This is a genomic window from Bombilactobacillus sp. ESL1197 (genome assembly GCF_058107145.1).
The window spans coordinates 241,017-258,816 of sequence record NZ_JBYLTY010000002.1 but is presented as its reverse complement, the minus strand read 5'-3'; the positions used below and the strand labels follow the sequence as shown (position 1 = coordinate 258,816).

The 17,800-nt window shown below is 37.4% G+C and carries 14 protein-coding genes; 1 reads left to right on the top strand and 13 read right to left on the bottom strand.

Translation table 11 applies throughout. The features are described from left to right. Positions 1-64: 64 nt before the first annotated feature. The 6 genes from AC3B6B_RS06890 to parE form a co-directional block, all read right to left on the bottom strand. Positions 65-979 (bottom strand): ROK family protein, encoded by a 915-nt coding sequence (locus AC3B6B_RS06890; RefSeq protein ID WP_489757954.1) that lies wholly within the window; start codon positions 977-979, stop codon positions 65-67. 9 nt (positions 980-988) lie between these two features. Beyond that, positions 989-2,215, bottom strand: a complete 1,227-nt coding sequence (locus AC3B6B_RS06885; RefSeq protein ID WP_489757953.1) for an ArgE/DapE family deacylase — start codon at positions 2,213-2,215, stop codon at positions 989-991. Between the two features lie 123 nt (positions 2,216-2,338). Beyond that, positions 2,339-3,268: a manganese-dependent inorganic pyrophosphatase gene (locus AC3B6B_RS06880; protein WP_489757952.1), complete on the bottom strand. Its 930-nt coding sequence runs from the start codon at positions 3,266-3,268 to the stop codon at positions 2,339-2,341. Positions 3,269-3,366: 98 nt separating this feature from the next. Then, positions 3,367-4,335 (bottom strand): LysR family transcriptional regulator, encoded by a 969-nt coding sequence (locus AC3B6B_RS06875; protein WP_489757951.1) that lies wholly within the window; start codon positions 4,333-4,335, stop codon positions 3,367-3,369. A 13-nt stretch (positions 4,336-4,348) separates the two neighbouring features. Beyond that, entirely contained in the window at positions 4,349-6,811 is a 2,463-nt protein-coding gene (gene parC / locus AC3B6B_RS06870) for a DNA topoisomerase IV subunit A (RefSeq protein WP_489757950.1), read from the bottom strand. A 5-nt stretch (positions 6,812-6,816) separates the two neighbouring features. Further along, positions 6,817-8,814: a DNA topoisomerase IV subunit B gene (gene parE / locus AC3B6B_RS06865; RefSeq protein WP_489757949.1), complete on the bottom strand. Its 1,998-nt coding sequence runs from the start codon at positions 8,812-8,814 to the stop codon at positions 6,817-6,819. A 263-nt stretch (positions 8,815-9,077) separates the two neighbouring features. Between parE and plsY the strand changes: the two genes are divergently transcribed. Beyond that, complete coding sequence (gene plsY / locus AC3B6B_RS06860; protein ID WP_489757948.1) at positions 9,078-9,713, top strand: glycerol-3-phosphate 1-O-acyltransferase PlsY; 636 nt, start codon at positions 9,078-9,080, stop codon at positions 9,711-9,713. Positions 9,714-9,921: 208 nt separating this feature from the next. Here the strand turns inward: plsY and AC3B6B_RS06855 are convergent, their stop codons facing one another. The 7 genes from AC3B6B_RS06855 to AC3B6B_RS06825 all read right to left on the bottom strand — a co-directional run bounded on the left by AC3B6B_RS06855 (position 9,922) and on the right by AC3B6B_RS06825 (position 17,796). Continuing rightward, positions 9,922-10,611, bottom strand: a complete 690-nt coding sequence (locus AC3B6B_RS06855; protein WP_489757947.1) for a methionine ABC transporter permease — start codon at positions 10,609-10,611, stop codon at positions 9,922-9,924. Continuing rightward, positions 10,611-11,672, bottom strand: a complete 1,062-nt coding sequence (locus AC3B6B_RS06850; RefSeq protein ID WP_489757946.1) for a methionine ABC transporter ATP-binding protein — start codon at positions 11,670-11,672, stop codon at positions 10,611-10,613. The genes AC3B6B_RS06855 and AC3B6B_RS06850 overlap by 1 nt, the downstream gene beginning before the upstream one ends. A 7-nt stretch (positions 11,673-11,679) precedes the next feature. Beyond that, complete coding sequence (locus AC3B6B_RS06845; RefSeq protein WP_489757945.1) at positions 11,680-13,008, bottom strand: M20/M25/M40 family metallo-hydrolase; 1,329 nt, start codon at positions 13,006-13,008, stop codon at positions 11,680-11,682. 28 nt (positions 13,009-13,036) lie between these two features. Next, complete coding sequence (locus AC3B6B_RS06840; RefSeq protein ID WP_489757944.1) at positions 13,037-13,864, bottom strand: MetQ/NlpA family ABC transporter substrate-binding protein; 828 nt, start codon at positions 13,862-13,864, stop codon at positions 13,037-13,039. A 455-nt stretch (positions 13,865-14,319) separates the two neighbouring features. Then, positions 14,320-14,961, bottom strand: a complete 642-nt coding sequence (locus AC3B6B_RS06835) for a TetR/AcrR family transcriptional regulator (RefSeq protein WP_489758054.1) — start codon at positions 14,959-14,961, stop codon at positions 14,320-14,322. 67 nt (positions 14,962-15,028) lie between these two features. Next, on the bottom strand, positions 15,029-16,846 hold the full coding sequence (locus AC3B6B_RS06830; RefSeq protein ID WP_489757943.1) for an MFS transporter: 1,818 nt from the start codon (positions 16,844-16,846) through the stop codon (positions 15,029-15,031). Next, entirely contained in the window at positions 16,846-17,796 is a 951-nt protein-coding gene (locus AC3B6B_RS06825) for an ABC transporter permease (RefSeq protein ID WP_489757942.1), read from the bottom strand. Before AC3B6B_RS06825 ends, AC3B6B_RS06830 begins: the two co-directional genes overlap by 1 nt. Positions 17,797-17,800: the final 4 nt, after the last annotated feature.

The following is a 17,800-nucleotide window of genomic DNA, read 5'->3' as shown; positions in this document are numbered from 1 at the left end:
TTTTGCCTCCAATATTATTCTTACAATTAATATATCTAACAATATTTTAAACAAAAAAACAAATTTAATGCTCAGAAACTTGTCCGGTGACCAATAATAAATGGTACAAGGCACCATATAAATTCGCATCGTTCTGCAATTTACTAGTCATTACTTCTGGCATTGCTAAAGTTTGCTCAATAATCGGTAATTGTGTCCGTAAATCTTGCAATTCTTGTTGAATAGTAGTGGTAACAAGCGGCTGTGCAGAAATTCCTCCGCCAATGACAAAGCGTTGCACATCAATAACAGCTTGCATATTTAACAAGAGTAACGCTACATTTTGACAATATTGCCGAAAAATAGTTGTAGCTCTGGTATCTTGTGCCTGAATGGCAGCAAACACTTGTCGACCATCAGTTAAATCAGCTAAACCTAATTGCTGCGCAATGGTCTTAATCATCAAAACTGCCGAACAATTCTTGCCGCTTAAATTGTCCAAAGTAGCGGTCTGGTTTTGTAACATAAAGCTGATTTCACCAGCTTGAAAATGCTGCCCATAAAAAAGTTGATGATTTAAAACTAAGCCACTACCGATTCCGGAACCTAACACAATCGCTGCACCATTCGCTATGCCTTGTAAATTACCCAACCACATTTCTGCTAAAGCGGCGGCTTTCCCATCATTTTCGACAGTGATAACGACGCCCTCATCTACATGCAACAATTGTAGCAGTGATTGCTGATCTAAAAAGCTTAGTAAACCTCCACCACTAATTTGCTCCGAAGGATGTGCTACTTTGCCCGGTACACTGAAAGCCACGCCTTGATACTGACCTGCAAAACGATCCAATATAGATTGCAATTGCTGGATAAAAGCCTGCAAGTCAGTGGTCACGGTCGGAACGGTTGTTTGTTCGTGCAGCTGGCCTGTTAAATCAATCAAACCGGATTTGAGATTGGTACCGCCAACATCAATACTTAAAAAATGTTTTTTCATTATTATTATTTATCCAAAAAATTTTGTAAACAATTGTTTGTAAATTTCTACAAATTGTAAATACATGGTCTGTGAAACATATTCATTATCTTGATGCGGATTATCATTACCGGGACCAAACATGACGTAATTAGCACCCGTTGGATGATCAAACAGTAACTTAGAAGCATCCGTCCCGCCAGAAATACCAACGGGAATGATTTTATCAGTTGCCAATTCCAAATTCATTAATTGGCTGGCTTGCTGTTTCTGTGCTAAATCAGCAGCACTCATAGCCTCTTGGTAATACTTCTTTTCAAATGGTACTGCAACTTGTTGAATCAACTTGATGATTTTTGCATCTGGATTGCCCAAAATAGGAATAATATCCATATTAACATCCATGGAAATTTGCCCTGTGGTAGCCTGATTGTAATCAGCAATGACAGTTTTAATGGCTGTCAAAATTTCTTGATTGGCTAATTCAGGAATCGTTCGAATATTTAACACTGCATAAGCAGAGCCCGGAATAGCATTATCTTGGCTACCACCATGAATTACATCAATATTAAAGACCGTATCTCCGAGTACTTCATTATGCGCCGCTGCCATCAAAGGCTTAACCTTTTGTTCAATCTGTTGCAAGACATTAATTAAATGTTCCACAGCATTATTACCAAACTGAGGCATTGAACTATGAGCCGCTTTACCAATTGAATTTAAATGGATATCTAATTCACCCTTGCTAGCATAAGGAGCCATGTAACCCGATGGTTCCGCTACTAATAGAGTATCAACATCTTTCATATATCCCTGTTCAAATAAAACTTGTGCTCCCTGTTGACCAACCTCTTCACCAGCCGTGGCTAGTAAACGAATCGTCCCGTTAATTGGTGTAGCACTTTCTTTAAGTTCAATTAAAGCAATCACCAAGGCTGCTAAACCAGCTTTCATATCAGTTGCACCCCGGCCGTACAACTTATCGCCTTTAGCAGTTAATTTAAATGGATCCGTCTGCCAATTATCTAATTCCACATCTACAACATCCATATGTCCAGTGATCGCTAAAACTGGCTTGCCGGAACCAATTTCAGCTACCAAGTTAGCCCGATCGCCAGCAACAGGAACCAATTGGCTGTCAATACCAGCTTTAGTTAATAATGATTGCAAATATTGAGCAACTTGCTTTTCGTGATCATTAACCGATTTAAAACTGATTAATTTTTCTAAAATAGCTAGTTTTTGTGTTTGATCCATAATAATTCCCCTTTAATCAAGATTGGCTTAATTATAACAAAGTTCAACGTAATTCGAATATTTTGGTTCAAAAAAATAAGATTCGACAATTAACTTGTCTCCTCTTTCTTATTATGGCGTACTTTAAAATTGTTGTTGTAATGGCGGAACAATTTGCTTTTTCCGTGAAACAACTCCTGGTAAATGCATCTTACCTTGAGTTAACTTCTGGTTAAAAGCAGCTTCTACTTTCGGCATTAGGGTTGTATCGCCATTCACAATTAGCGTTGTATCACTATTTAAAACATTAGTAATGGCCAATAGAAATAGTGCATAACCATTTGCTTGGCAACTAGCAGCCATGGCTTCATCAAACTCACTTTGTCGGGCCACTGCTTCTTCCATATCAACTACATTAACTTGCGCAATCCGAATAGCTTGACCACCCATTTCAAAGCTCTTAGCGTCAGCGTCAATTAATTCAGCTGCTGATTTATCCGCGATATTAGCTCCGGCCTTTAGCATTGTGATCCCATAAGTATGATAATCCTCATGGGCTAACTGTGCTAAATCTTCAATTGCTTGCCGATCAGTATCAGTCGTAGTCGGTGAATTTAGCAACAAAGTGTCAGAGATAATAGCCGACATCATCAAACCAGCAATTTTTGCCGGAATTTCTACTCCCGCTTCATGATACATTTTCCATAAAATCGTATTCGTCGAACCTAATGGCTCGCCCCGATAATACAAGGGACCTGCTGTTTCAAAGTTAGCAATCCGATGATGGTCAACTACATGCGTCACTGTTACCTGGTCGATGTCACTAACGCTTTGTTGGGCTTCATTATGATCGACCAACATTACGCTTTCAACATCTGGCTTGGCTGTTGTAATCACTTTAGGTGCTGCTTGATCAAAATGAGCTAACACATATTTTGTTTCGTCATTCGGTTCGCCCAAAGCCACGGCTTGCGTATCTAAACCTAACTTATTTTGTAAATATGAATAAGAAATTGCTGCTGCAATTGCATCAGTATCTGGATTTTGGTGTCCAAAAATATATTCTTTTGCCACAATATCCCCTCCAAAATGGATTTAATTATCTTTATTATAATACGTAATTACCGCAATCAAACCTTTCGCACAAAATTTCTTAACAAAACAAAAAGGATTTATTTTTGCGCAGCGTCTTTTAACCGTTGCTCGTAGGTAACATCCGTCACATAATTATCCCAAGCTTTCAGGAAAGTTTCGATGCGTGGAATACTAGACTTTTCTTTACGATAAATAAAGTCTAATTCAAAATCAATTGCTGGTTCAATGTAATTTTTTTGTAACGTAATTTGGGCGTCATTAGCAATGACATAGCTTTCAGGAAAAGCTGCGTAAATCCCCTTTTGCTGTGCAAAATGTAAAATTTGATCTGGTGAAGAAAAACGTGCAATACAATGAGGCGGATCAACCAACTGATTCTTAAATTGTTCCCGCAATAATTCAGTTAAATAGTAATTGCTTGGATAACTCACCCATGACTTCACCGTGGTTTCCCTTAATTGTAAAATCCGGCCATCTTGCCATTGCGGATTATCATTGAGCAATACTAAATTTTCGCTCATAATTTTCTTGGTACTGTAAGGACGCCAATTTTTAATAGAATCATCTGGCAAATACATAATTGCCAAATCGATTTGGTTGTTTTCCAAACTGTCCCATAATTCCCGGCGTGTCAACAATAATGTCTCTAAAACAACATCTGGTTGTAAATCATTATAACGAATAATAAAATCTTCAATCACACTATCTTCAATCGTTGACAATAAACCAATTTTAATCGAACCGGTCGATGATAAGGTGGACTTTTGAATCTTATCAATCGCCGTTATCATTGTTCCATAAACTTCTTGGACTGATTTGAGTAAAATTCGTCCAGCATCGGTTAAATGAATTTGTTTGCCAACTGAATAAAACAAAGGCGTCCCAATGTTCCGCTCAATTTTCTTAATTTGTTGGGTTAAAGCTGGTTGGGTTATTCCTAGAGACCGTGCGGTCTTCGTATAATTCAGATTATCTGCTAACTTAGCAAAATAACTTAATGATTTAGAAGTAAATACCCGTGTAAAATCATCATTGCTAACAGTCATAAATCTACCTCACTTAGTCTTCATCAGCAAGCTGCTGTTGAATTATCTTTTTTGTTTTTATTATCGGTCCATTCTTTTCAACGTCAATTACAAATGAACCATTAGAATAACGATCAACTTTTGTAAAATCAGCTAATTTAAGTTGGTTCCAATAATGATTTTTAGTTTCAACTTCTAATATATCATTTTTAGCAAATAAAGAAACAAATTTTATGAAATGTGGACTTTTTTTTAATTTTCGTAAAACTAATACGCCTCTGCGGTCACGATTGGCCACAGGAATTTCGGTTAATTTCATTCTTTTAAAGGCACCCCGTTGCGTCAAAATGCCCACATCAAGCTGTTCCAATTCACTTTCAGCGTAAATTTCACAATTGACTACCACTTCATTAGCTTTGAGCTTGATTAATTTCACTCCGGCAGCTTTAGCTTTCACCACTGGAACTTCGGTCAAAGAAAAACGCAAGGCATACGCACTGTTAGTCCAACAGACAACTCCTGTAGCTACTGATTGGACCTGATAAATAACATTAACCACTTGACTAGTCGTTGCGTGCAACTTAATGGCCGTCAGTGGCTTGGTGCGATAAGTGCGGCCAGGTAAAAGATCTTGAAAGTTAACTTGCTTAATATAGCTATCATTAGTTGCTAGAATAAAGTTACCCGTTTGCTTTAGATCGGTAAAAATAAAAGCCCGTAAAATAATTTCATCTTTTTGTAAAGTAAAAGTTTGCGATAAATGTTGCCCAGTTTCTTTCCAACGCACATCGGCCAATTCATGAATCGGCCGATAAATTAAATTACCATAATTAGTAAATAAAAACAGATGATCAAGCGTTGAAGCTTCTTGATCTAAAACTATTACATCATCTTTTTGTAAACCATTATCAGTTAATTTCGAAGCTTGGTAGGAACGCAAACTACTACGTTTTAAATAACCTTGTTCGCTCACCAAAACCCGCACTGTTTCATTACCAACCATGACCCGGCGATCAATTTTCAACTCTTGAACTTGAGCTTGAATTTCCGTTAAACGTGGCGTCGCAAATTCTCGCTTGGTTTCTTCTAATTCCGTTTTAATGACGTGCAGTAAAGCCTGTGGCTGTTGAATAATTTCTTGAAATTGCGCAATCTTTGCTTGTAAATCAGCTTGTTCTTTTTGTAAAGATGAAACATCAGTATTAGTTAGACGATACAACTGTAAAGCCACAATCGCACTGGCTTGTTGCTCACTAAAATCATAAGCCGCCATTAAATTTTGTTGCGCATCATGTTTATTTTTACTGGCACGAATGGTCTGAATTACTTGATCTAAAATCGACAAGGCTTTAATTAAGCCATCAACAATATGCAAACGCCGTTGTGCTTTTTGTAAATCAAATTGCGTCCGCCGCAGTACCACTTCTTGTTGATGTTGAACATAAGCTTTTAAAATTGGTAATAGACCTAACTGCTGTGGTCGCATTTGTGAAATAGCCACCATATTAAAATTATAAGTGACTTGTAAATCCGTATTTTTATATAAATAATTTAAAACACCCTGACCGTCCACATCACGTTTTAATTCAATGACAATGGATAAACCGTGTCGGTCAGACTCATCACGCACTTCAGCAATCCCGTCAATTTTTTTGAGCAAGCGCACTTCATCAATTTTTTTAACTAACTGCGCTTTATTAACTTCATACGGAATCTGGGTGACCACAATTTGACTACGATGGCCGTTTAAGGCTTCAATTTTTGTTTTGGAACGCAAAACCACGCGCCCCCGACCGGTTTCATAAGCCTGTTTAATACCATCGACTCCTTGTAAAATGCCGCCAGTGGGAAAATCTGGACCTTTTACATATTGCATGGCCTGTTCCAAGGTTAAAGCCGGATTATCAATTAAAGCAATCGTGGCATCAATTACTTCGCCCAAATTGTGTGGCGGAATTTCCGTGGCATAACCTGCCGAAATCCCAGTGGCTCCATTAACTAAAAGATTGGGGAATCGCGCTGGTAAAACCGTGGGTTCTTCTTGCGTATCGTCGAAGTTTAAAACCATATCAACAGTATCTTTATCAATGTCTTGTAACATTTTTTGCGCAATTTTACTCAAACGCGCTTCAGTATAACGCATCGCTGCGGGAGGATCACCATCCATTGAACCGTTATTACCGTGCATTTCAATCAATGGTGCCCGCAATTTCCAGTTTTGGCTGAGCCGCACTAGGGCTTCATAAATGGAACTATCGCCGTGCGGATGAAAATTTCCCATAACATTACCAACCGATTTGGCCGATTTTTTAAAGGCTTTATCATAGGTATTATTATCAATATTCATCGCGTATAAAATACGCCGCTGGACAGGCTTTAAACCGTCACGCACATCTGGTAAAGCTCGTTCTTGAATAATATATTTCGAATAACGCCCGAAGCGATCACCCATAATTTCTTCTAAGGATAGTTCTTGAATTCGTGAATCTTTACTCAATTTGTTCACTCACCTTGCTTATGATTTAACTGCTTTTTCAAATCAGTCGTTGCAATTGCTGCTTGATTGGTGGAATCAATTAAACTCACATCATCTTCTAGATTAAATTTGACATTATTTTCAATCCATTGTCGTCTAGGAGCAACTTTATCCCCCATTAACGTGGTTACGCGCCGTTCGGCTAAGGCGGCATCATCAATCCGAACGCGCACTAATGTCCGGTTTTCTGGATCCATCGTAGTTTCCCACAACTGATCCGCATTCATCTCACCCAAACCTTTAAAGCGTTGTAAACTGTAGCCAGTACCGAACTGAGCAATACCCGCACGTAATTGCTCTTCTGTCCAAGCATACTTGATTTGTGTCTTAGCGCCACGACCTTTTTGTAGCTTATACAGTGGTGGCAAAGCAATATAAACTCGACCAGCTTCAATTAAAGGACGCATGTAGCGATAAAAGAACGTCAACAATAAAATTTGAATATGAGCACCATCAGTATCTGCATCAGTCATGATAATAATTTTGTCATAATTACTATCGGCTAAATTAAATTCCGGACCTACTCCCGCACCAATCGTATAAATCATTGTGTTAATTTCTTCGTTCTTAAAAATATCATCCAACTTGGCTTTTTGCGTATTTAACACTTTACCCCGTAATGGTAAGATGGCCTGAAACTTTCGATCACGGCCCTGTTTAGCAGAACCCCCAGCAGAATCTCCTTCGACTAAATAGAGTTCATTCTTTTGCGGATTGCGAGATTGTGCGGGTGTCAATTTACCAGATAGTAAACCTTGATCTTTTTTCTTCTTTTTACCCCGACTATTTTCTCGGGCTTTGCGGGCAGCCTCGCGTGCTTGCCGTGCCTTTAAAGCTTTTTTGACTAAAGTTTGACCAAAATCACCATTTTCCAGTAAATAATATGTCATTTTTTCATAAATGAGATTATCTACGGCACTTCGTGCTTCCGGAGTCCCTAATTTACCTTTAGTCTGTCCTTCAAATTGTAACAAGTTTTCAGGAATACGGACAGACAAAACTGCACTCAGACCTTCGCGCACATCTGAACCTTCTAAATTCTTATCACTCTCTTTGAGTAATCCAACTTTTCGAGCATATTCATTAAAAGCTTTAGTTAAGCCCGATTTCATACCAGCTTCATGGCTACCACCATCACTGGTTCGAACATTATTGACAAATGATAAAATATTTTCTGAATAGCCATCATTATATTGACCGGCAAATTCGACTTCGATATCGTTTTTGGTATCTTCAAAGTAAAAAATATCTTTAATAACATCTTTACCTTCATTGAGGTATTTAACAAATGACTGAATCCCATCCGCATAACAATATTCTTCTTGGCGAATTGGTTGGACACGTTGATCAGTCAACGTAATTTTGACACCTTTTAACAAAAAAGCTGATTCGCGTAATCGTTCTGCCAAAGTATCAAAGTTAAATTTAGTCGTTTGAAAAATAGTGGCGTCCGGTAAAAAGGAAATTGTAGTTCCACTAGTTTGCTTGACATGACCCACTTTTTTCAAAGTACCAACGGGCTGACCGCCATTTTCAAACCGCTCTTCATAAGCCTCGTGTTCACGAACAACACGGACCTGCAACCATTGAGATAAAGCATTAACTACTGACGAACCAACACCATGCAAACCACCAGAAGTCTTATAACTATTATCAGAAAATTTACCACCCGCGTGTAAGACGGTTAAAATTACTTCAATGGTGGGAATCCCTGACTCATGCATTCCAGTGGGCATCCCCCGACCAAAATCCGCCACCGTTACCGAACCGTCTTGGTTCAACGTCACATTAATTTCTTGACCAAAACCGGCTAAGGCTTCATCCACTGCGTTGTCCACAATTTCATACACCAAATGATGTAATCCTCGAGCATCAGTCGAACCAATATACATGCCCGGTCTTTTGCGGACAGCTTGTAAACCATGTAAAATTTGAATCGATGAATCATCATAATTATTCGTCATAAAATCCTACTTTCAAAAAAGAACAGAATATTTTATTAGTTTGTATTAAAATAGACAAGACCGAGATAAAATCTTGTACGATTAAACCTAATATTATTTCATAGAGTGTGTTTGTAACTACGCTAAATTCTTCAGGACAACCGGGGATAGGCATAATGCATGCAGACTTTGTGCTATTCAGTAACCGCTAGTACTAGGTTACTCAATTAATCAACAGCTTTTATTTCGGCATTATTATTCATTATCCAACGGAGGTTTTACACTTGTTCTTAAAGGTCATAATCTGTTTTATTTTAGCATATTTAGTGGGCTCATTTCCGTCAGCTTATGTGCTAGGAAAAGTTTTTTTTCATCAAGATATTAGAGACAGCGGTAGTGGTAATATCGGTACTACCAATACGTTTCGGGTCTTTGGCGTCTTGCCAGGAATTACCGTTCTAGTATTAGACATTTTCAAAGGCACACTGGGAGCCAGTTTACCTGTCTTCTTTCAGGTTCCTGGTAAACAATGGATGATTGTCGTGGGCTTAGCTGCAGTTATCGGACACTGCTATTCTATTTTTATGCATTTTACTGGCGGTAAAGCAGTCGCTACAGCTTCAGGCATTTTACTAGCTTATAACCCACCCTTATTCGGCGTAGCTTTTAGTTTATTCGCCATTATCGTCTTAATAAGTAGTACTGTCAGTTTAGCCAGTTTGATTTCTCTACCCGTCTTAACCATTTTAATTTGGCGCACCCATGACCCTTATTTCTTATTTGCAGCTGTTTTAGTGACCATCGTCGTCTACGTGCGGCACTGGCCGAATATTAAACGGCTCATGCATCATGATGAAAATCTCGTCCACATCGGCTTAGTTTATTATTTACAAAAGCACCATCAAAAAAAGACCAGATAAAATTCAGCAAAATATATTTTAACCAAAATTTGCGTTAATTCAATCTTTATTTTTGTTCGAACACATGTTCGTGCAAGGATATTATATCATATTTTAGATTTTGGCTACACTCTAAAAGAAGAACTTAAAGTTAATTCAACCTTAAGTCCTTCTTTTTTAATTACACTAATTATTATTAAAAATATAAAATTACTGGGGATCCTCAACATTAATGTTGGAGTTTTCGGGTAAAGTAATCACCAATCGCTTGGACGATAAATACTAAAATTAAAATCAAAACTAAAGAAACTAACGTCACATCATTTTGAAAACGTTGATAGCCAACAGCAATGGCCATATTACCTAAACCACCACCGCCAATAGCACCCGCCATCGCTGTTAAGCCAATTAAACTAATCATGGTTAAGGTGGCCGAACGAATCAACTCGGGTAAACCTTCTTTTAAATAAACCCGGTAAATAATTTCCCAAGGTGAACTGCCCATCGCTTGTGCCGCTTCAATAACTCCCGGATCAACATCAACCAACGCTAATTGAACTTGACGAGCAAAAAAAGGCGACGTACCGACAATTAAGGGCACTAAAGCACCTGTTGGGCCAATGGTTTGCCCGACGATTAATTTTGTGAATGGTCCAATCACTGCTAGTAGAACTACAAAAGGAATCGAACGAAACAAATTAACCAACTTATCTAAACAGTAATAAAATTTCTTATGCGGTAAAATTCCGTTGTCAGCAGTCACAACTAACGTTAAGCCTAATATTAAACCAAAGACGCCGGAAAACACGGCACTAATAAAAGTCATATATAAAGTTTGATAGATTGCAACAACAAAGCCATTATCGCCTGACCAGTTAGCGACCACATTGGGTAACCAGGTTTGTAAAAATGCATGCATTATTGTTCCTCCTCCTTGGGCAAGGTAATGGTTTTAACCGTGACCTGCAATTGTTTTAAATACGCTAAAGCGGCAGCAATATCGGCTGCTGAACCATTCAACTCTAAGAGCATAATTCCCACAGCGGTTCCCTGCAATTGTTCAATATTGCTAAACAAGATATTAGCTTCCACACCAAAGCGCTTATAAAGCTCAACGACAATCGGATCATTCGTTACTTCACCAAAATAATCTAATTCAATCAAGGAATTGGTTGAAGCTTTAAGTAGCCGTTGACTTTGAATTTCCTGGAGTACGGGGCCTAATTGCGTTGCTGAATCGACAAACTTTTGTGTTAAAGGCTGTTGTGGCCGCCCAAAAATCTGTAACACGCTTCCCTGCTCAATCAATTCTCCTTGATCCATGACAGCGACATGATTACAAATTTGTTTGATAGCTTCCATTTCGTGCGTAATCACCACAATCGTAATCTTGAGTTTTTGATTTAACGATTTTAATAAATTTAAAATTTCAGTCGTAGTTTCTGGATCTAAAGCACTCGTTGCTTCATCCGAAATTAAAATTTGGGGATCGTTCGCTAAGGCGCGGGCAATCGCTACTCGCTGCTTTTGACCACCAGACAATTGCGCGGGATAAGCGCTCGCTTTGTCTGCTAATCCAACTAATTCTAACAACTGATTCACTTTAGCTTGTCGTTCTTGTTTGGTCGCCTTAGTGTTCAGTAATGGAAACTCCACATTGCCAAACACCGTTCTGGAAGCCATCAAGTTAAAATGTTGAAAAATCATGCCAATTTTTTGACGTGCTAGGCGTAAAGCTTTCGGTTTATAACTCAAAAGATCATGTCCATTCACAAAAACTTCACCGCCAGTCGGTCGCTGCAATAAATTAATCACACGGACTAACGTACTTTTACCTGCACCGGAGTAGCCCATAATGCCAAACACATCACCACGTTCAACTTCTAAAGAAACGTGTTTCACAGCTTGAATGGTTTGTTCTTTGTTCTGAAATGTCACAGAAATATCTTTTAATTTAATAATTGGGGTTTGCTCGTCCATAATTGTCCTACAACTTGTCTAAAAATTGATTAAAAAATTCAATAAACTGTAAATAATCGGCAATCCGAATATTCTCATTAGGAGCATGAGGTCCCGAATGACTATAACCGACTCCACAATCAATAATCGGCGCCTTCGTGTAATGATTAATTAGATACATGGGCCCAGTACCGGCACTAGAAGGTAAGGCCACCACTTGATTTTCACCATAAACCGCTTTGGCGGTGGCAAGCAACTGTTCCACTAATGGATTTTGTAAATCCCAACGATAACCGCGTTCTCCCAAAAGATAAGTGACTGCAATATCTGCAAAGCCTTGTTCTTTCAGATAAGCGCTCAATTGCTGAAAGATTCGTTGAGGATCTTGGTTCGGCACCAAGCGAAATTCTAACTTAGCTTGGGCCGTGCAGGGCGTTACCGTTTTAACACCTTGGCCTTGCCACCCACTTTTGAAACCTTCAATATTAATGGTCGGTGCAAAAGTTAAATTATAATTAACGCTCGGATTTTTTAACAAGGGTAATTTTAAATCCCATTTCTGAGCAAGATCAGGAGTTGGTGCTTGAGCCACTAATTCTTGTTCCACTGCACTGGGAGCCACAACATCATCATAAAAGCCTGGCACTTTGATTGTCCCATCAGCTGCCCGTAAAGCATTTAAAGCAGCCACCAAGCGCCACGTGGCACTATCAGCCACAGCAGCTAATGATGAATGTAAATCACTAGCCGCGGAGTTAGCCGTTAATTCAAAACACAAAACTCCTTTGTTACCACCCTCAATACTAAACTGCTCATGATCATTCTTACTACCGGATTCCCATAAAACCAGATCCGCCGCTAATAAATCATGATACTTGTCTAAATAAGCAGCTAAATGTTCACTGGCAACTTCCTCTTCACCTTCCACTAAAAACTTAACATTGCACGGCCAATCACCATTTTCTTGGCGATACAACTTTAATGCAGTAATGCGGCTGATCAAATCACCTTTACAATCGGCTACACCACGGCCAAATAGTTGTTGATCAGTAATTTTTAATTCAAAAGGATCAGATTGCCATAATTCTAGCGGTTCCTCCGGTTGAACATCGTAGTGATTGTAAATTAAGATAGTCGTAGAACTCGGTTTTTGAGGCGTAATCTGGGCAAAAACTAATGGTGCTGGATAATCAGTCAACACTTGCACTTGAGCCGATAATTGTTCTTCAAATAAGTTTTTTAAAAAATTGGCTGTTTGCACTTGAGCCTGTTTTTTCGCAGAAACTGACGGTAACGCTATATAATCAGCTAACTGTTGCAATGAATCTTGAATCAATTGGTCTTGTAATTGCACCATAAAAATCGTCCTTTCTCATCTGATGATTTTAAAATTTAACTTTCCAAGCAGCAACAGCATTCGGACCATAAACCTTATGAACTTCTTTTAAGACTGCTTCACTTTGATAAGCTTTCACAATTTTTTGATACGTAGCATTATGCCGATCTTTCTTATTAGCAACAATCACGTTAATCCATGGCCGTGACTGTTTCGAAACTTTTTCCCGATAAATCAATTTCTTTTGACTCAATTTGGCGGCACTAGCCACATTACCATTGACTACCGCAATATCAACATCACTTAATGAATGCGCCGTCTGAGCAGCATCTAAAATTTGAAACTTCAAATGATGCGCATTGCTTACTACATTTTTGGTCGATGGCAACTGTGAACCGGTCGTTTTTAATTTAATCAATCCAGCAGCCTCTAGTAATTGCAAAGCCCGAGCTTCATTAGAACTATCATTGGGAATAGCGACTTTGGCACCGTCACTTAATTGACTCAATTTGGTTAACTTATTTGAGTAAATAGCCATTGGCTGAATCATCGTTTTACCAATTGCTACTAAATCACTATGATGCGCTTTATTCCAATTCTTTAAAAAATATTGATGTTGAAATGCATTAATATTTAATTCATTTTGTAATAAGGCCGTATTGGGCTGATTATAATCCGAAAATTCCACAATTTTTAAATTAATATTATCCTTTTTTACTTTTTTCTGAACAATCTTCCAAATTGGTGTATCGGCGTTATTAATTCCAACTTTGACAGTTTGTTCCTTGCTTTGTTGGCCACAACCAGCTACCAAGAAGAATAACGCTGCCACACCGCTCACTAATAAATACTTAATAATTTTTTGCCATTTTTTCATCATCAACACCCCATTAATTTTAATTTGAATTATAAAAACAAATAAAAAAAGTCGCTTCTCAAATCTCCTTACGAAGATTTATTAGAAGCGACTTTCGCCACGGTACCATTCTATTTTGGGTATGCAAAGATACTCAACTCAACAACATACAAAACATCTATATGCGTGTACAATAAAGAGTACCAACCATTGCCACCTTATTCCAAAAGAACTCAGTGCACCAATCACGGGTCATTTTCATTAGCTAACGGGCTTCCTTCTCAACTACTGGAAGTTTCTGTACGCGTTAGAACTAATTACTTCCCCCGATCAACTTGTTTTTATATTCATTGGTAGAATCATATAATTATTTTAATTAAATGTCAACTAAAAAATTAAAAAAGATTAATAGTCATTACAGTTATTAATTGATAAAGCTTAAACATTATCGTTAACCTTAAATAACTAAACAAGCTTTATTTCCAACCTTTTAAAATAGCCTGAATCCCCATCAAAAATTGATCATCTGCTGTCAATCGATGTTCATTTTCCTGCAGAGGTTGCATAAATTTCTTGAAGGCAACTGATTTGGTTTGAAACTTTTCTAATGCAGCCACATCAAGATTAGTATTTTCTTGACCAATGCATTCATCCCAAACAAAGCCTACTGTGTAAAAAGTCAATGAATTAATCAAAAAAACCGTCGTTGAATTAATTTGTAAGCCCGCTTTGACAAAATTAGTCAAAATTGGAACAACTAAGGCAAATTCTTTATCGGTTACAATTGGCCTAGTTGAAATCAACGGTAAAATATTAGGATGTTGCGTTAATACTTTACGTAAATGCAACATTAAATCAGTCAGCTGATTTTGCCAGGTTAGCTTTTTATCCAATTTAACTTTCAAGACATCTTGCCAAATTTTCTCAACTAGATTATCAAACAAAACCTTTTGATTAGGGAAATAGCGATAAACTGCCATAGCAGATACTCCTAATTCAGTACCTAACTTACGCATTGTAAACTTTTCCAAACTTTCTCGATCAATCAATTCTAGAGCTACTTGCAAAATATATAAGTCACTTAAAGTCTCTTTAGTTGGTCTTGTAACCACTTTAATTAGTTCCTTTCTTACAAACTAAATTAAAGCAAATATACCGCAAATAATTATTCTTAGCAAAGAAATCTTATCCCTTATTTCGGTCTGTCCACCAAGTAATTGGTGAACAAAGTAATACGATAATAGCACCTAATAAATAAGTTTTACTAAAGGCTTTAGTCAATTGGCGATTCTTTTGACGTTTGATATCTTTCATCACTAACTTCAATTCTTGTTTTTGGGCTAATAATTGCGTACCTGTTAACAATTTCTTCTGTGCATCAGCTAAGGAATTAACACCACTGGCTAATGGTTGAATAACTCCAGCATCCGGATTATTGGTTTTAGTTGCCAAAGTATTAACTTGCGTCAAACTAACGTTTAACCGCTTAGTCCCCTTAATCATTTGTTTTTGAGCTCGATATAATTGTCCCAGTGAACTATTCTGCTTTGGTATCGGCAAATTGCTTGTCTTTTTTGCTGCTTTAGCGACTTTCTTTTGAAGTCCTGTAGTGCTGGTTTTTATATTTTTGCCACTAGAATTAGTTTTAAAAACATTTCTAATTTCGTTTTTAGCCACCTCCTTAACTTGTGGTGACAAACGATGAGCTTGAATAATTTGTATCGAATTATCTTTAATATCATTTTTTGAATTCATGACATTATTATTCAAAACCGTCACTAACAAAGCGACCCCTAAACAAGTACCAATTTGGCGCATAGCATTTACAATTCCTGAACCTACACCAGTTTTTTCTTTTGGCAAGTATTTCACCGAGGCAACTAACGAAACTGAAGAAAAACCGAAACCAAAACCATTCACAATCAAGAATACGATAATAATAGCGGTTGGTGTATTGGTTTTTACTAACGATAACAGCCCTAAGCTACAAGCTATGAGAATTAAACCCATAAATGTGATAATTTTAGCTCCCATTGCATCCAAGATCTTGGTACCTAAAGGCATCGCAACAACCACCGTTAAAGAAACAGGAATAATAATGATTGCAGCATGTAAAGGTGTGTAGTTCAAAACGTCTTGCAAGAAGTAGTTAATGATTAACATTGGGCAAACCAATGAAAAACCAGTAACAAAGTAAACTAAACTAGAAGCTGTTAAAGTCTTTTCTTTTAGTAAATTCAATTCCAACAAAGGCGAAGCAACTTTCTTTTCGATGAAATAAAAGACAAACAAAGCCAAAATACCTACTGCGATACAAGTAATAATGACTGGTGAAGTCCAACCATATTGGCGGCCTTCCAACATTCCAAAGACGATACCGCCTAAAGAAATGGACAAGGCCAGCATTCCTAGCCAATCAACACCACCAACTAAGGTTTCATCATAAGATTCACCAATAAATAAAATAATAATAATAAAAGCCAAAATTGCCAATGGAACATTAATACCAAATACCCAACGCCAAGAACTGTATTGTAAAATAATCCCCCCAATTGCCGGTCCTGCAGCAGCGGCTAGGGCAGTAATAGCGCCAACTACACTAGAAATTTTTGAAGTATTTTCTTTACCAAATATTTCAATACCCATCGGTAAAACGATCGGAGTAATAATTGCACCACCAATTCCTTGGAAAAAACGGAAAACAATCAAGGTCAGTAATGAAGGGGCAAACATACAAGCAGCTGAAAAGCTACCAAATAGTAATAGTCCAATCAACATGACCTTTTTGCGGCCATAGCGATCGGCTAATTTTGAACCGGTTATCATAAATACAGCTAAAGCTAAGGTATAAATGGTTGTCACCCAGCTAGTATTGTTTAAACTGGCCTTAAATTGGTTCATGATCTTAGGTAAAGCAATATTGATAATCGTACTATCCAGCGTTCCCATAAACATGGCAATCGTTAAGCCAATGAAACTAATAATTCGTTTTGCACCTGTCATTATTCTTCCATCCTCCTTTTTTGCATGCTAAAAGCAATTACCATAAACAAAACGCTATAAGCTAAGAGACATGCTGCTGCAGCCACCAAATGTTTACTGCCATCTAAATATTTACCTAAATCAGCAATATAATGCTGAGGAAAAAAATCTTGTATTACTGATTGGATAGAATATTTTTTAATAGTAAAAACAGCACCTGATAATAGTAATGTTATCGACGTAATCATTGTTCCTACGCTAAGTGCTCCCTCATTATTAGTAACTAAAGTAGCTAACATCAGGCCAAATGAAGCAGCAAAAAGATTAATTAAACCATTGATTACAAATAGTGTTACTGATAATTTAATTTTAAATATAGGTAAGACAATGGCTAGACATACTGTACTTACCGCAAATAAGACTAAAAAAATAAAAAGCCAATTTTGTATGATATATGAAAAAATGGTTGTCCCACTTAAAAAAATGCGTTTATCCATTTGATCGCGATCATCAAAATAAAATTTAGTTAAAACTATCGCTAACATCATCGTGCTTAGACCCAAAATATTACATAAAATCTTGAAATTATGTGTGGTATGTTTGGCTTGTTTTCGAACTGCATTCCGGTTTAAAAAAGCATTAAGCTTAGCTTTTAATGTAGTATTACGAATTGTTGTCACATGATAATCACCGTTTTGATTTTTAGTGATATAAGCATCATATTTACCTAAAAGTAAATTTCGATAATAATCTTTATTCTTAGTTACCTTACTAAAATGAATCTTGTCAGTACTTGGATTAGATGACAGTACTTCAATTGCGCTGGGACCAACACCTATTTCAGCAGTTGGAGCTTTCATCTTCACAAAATAAGTTGAAGCTACTGTCATGACTAATAACACAAGAATCGTTAGCACGCCATAGCTTTTTTCATGCAAAAAACGTAAAAAATTATTTTTAAAAATTAGCATTCTA

Bases quoted from the DNA above. Each gene is read 5' to 3' on its own strand.
- parE (WP_489757949.1), bottom strand. From the start codon at position 8,814: ATGACGAATAATTATGATGATTCATCGATTCAAATTTTACATGGTTTA.
- AC3B6B_RS06840 (WP_489757944.1), bottom strand. From the start codon at position 13,864: ATGAAAAAATGGCAAAAAATTATTAAGTATTTATTAGTGAGCGGTGTG.
- AC3B6B_RS06850 (WP_489757946.1), bottom strand. From the start codon at position 11,672: ATGGACGAGCAAACCCCAATTATTAAATTAAAAGATATTTCTGTGACA.
- AC3B6B_RS06825 (WP_489757942.1), bottom strand. From the start codon at position 17,796: ATGCTAATTTTTAAAAATAATTTTTTACGTTTTTTGCATGAAAAAAGC.
- AC3B6B_RS06885 (WP_489757953.1), bottom strand. From the start codon at position 2,215: ATGGATCAAACACAAAAACTAGCTATTTTAGAAAAATTAATCAGTTTT.
- AC3B6B_RS06855 (WP_489757947.1), bottom strand. From the start codon at position 10,611: ATGCATGCATTTTTACAAACCTGGTTACCCAATGTGGTCGCTAACTGG.
- AC3B6B_RS06890 (WP_489757954.1), bottom strand. From the start codon at position 979: ATGAAAAAACATTTTTTAAGTATTGATGTTGGCGGTACCAATCTCAAA.
- AC3B6B_RS06830 (WP_489757943.1), bottom strand. From the start codon at position 16,846: ATGACAGGTGCAAAACGAATTATTAGTTTCATTGGCTTAACGATTGCC.
- AC3B6B_RS06875 (WP_489757951.1), bottom strand. From the start codon at position 4,335: ATGACTGTTAGCAATGATGATTTTACACGGGTATTTACTTCTAAATCA.
- AC3B6B_RS06845 (WP_489757945.1), bottom strand. From the start codon at position 13,008: ATGGTGCAATTACAAGACCAATTGATTCAAGATTCATTGCAACAGTTA.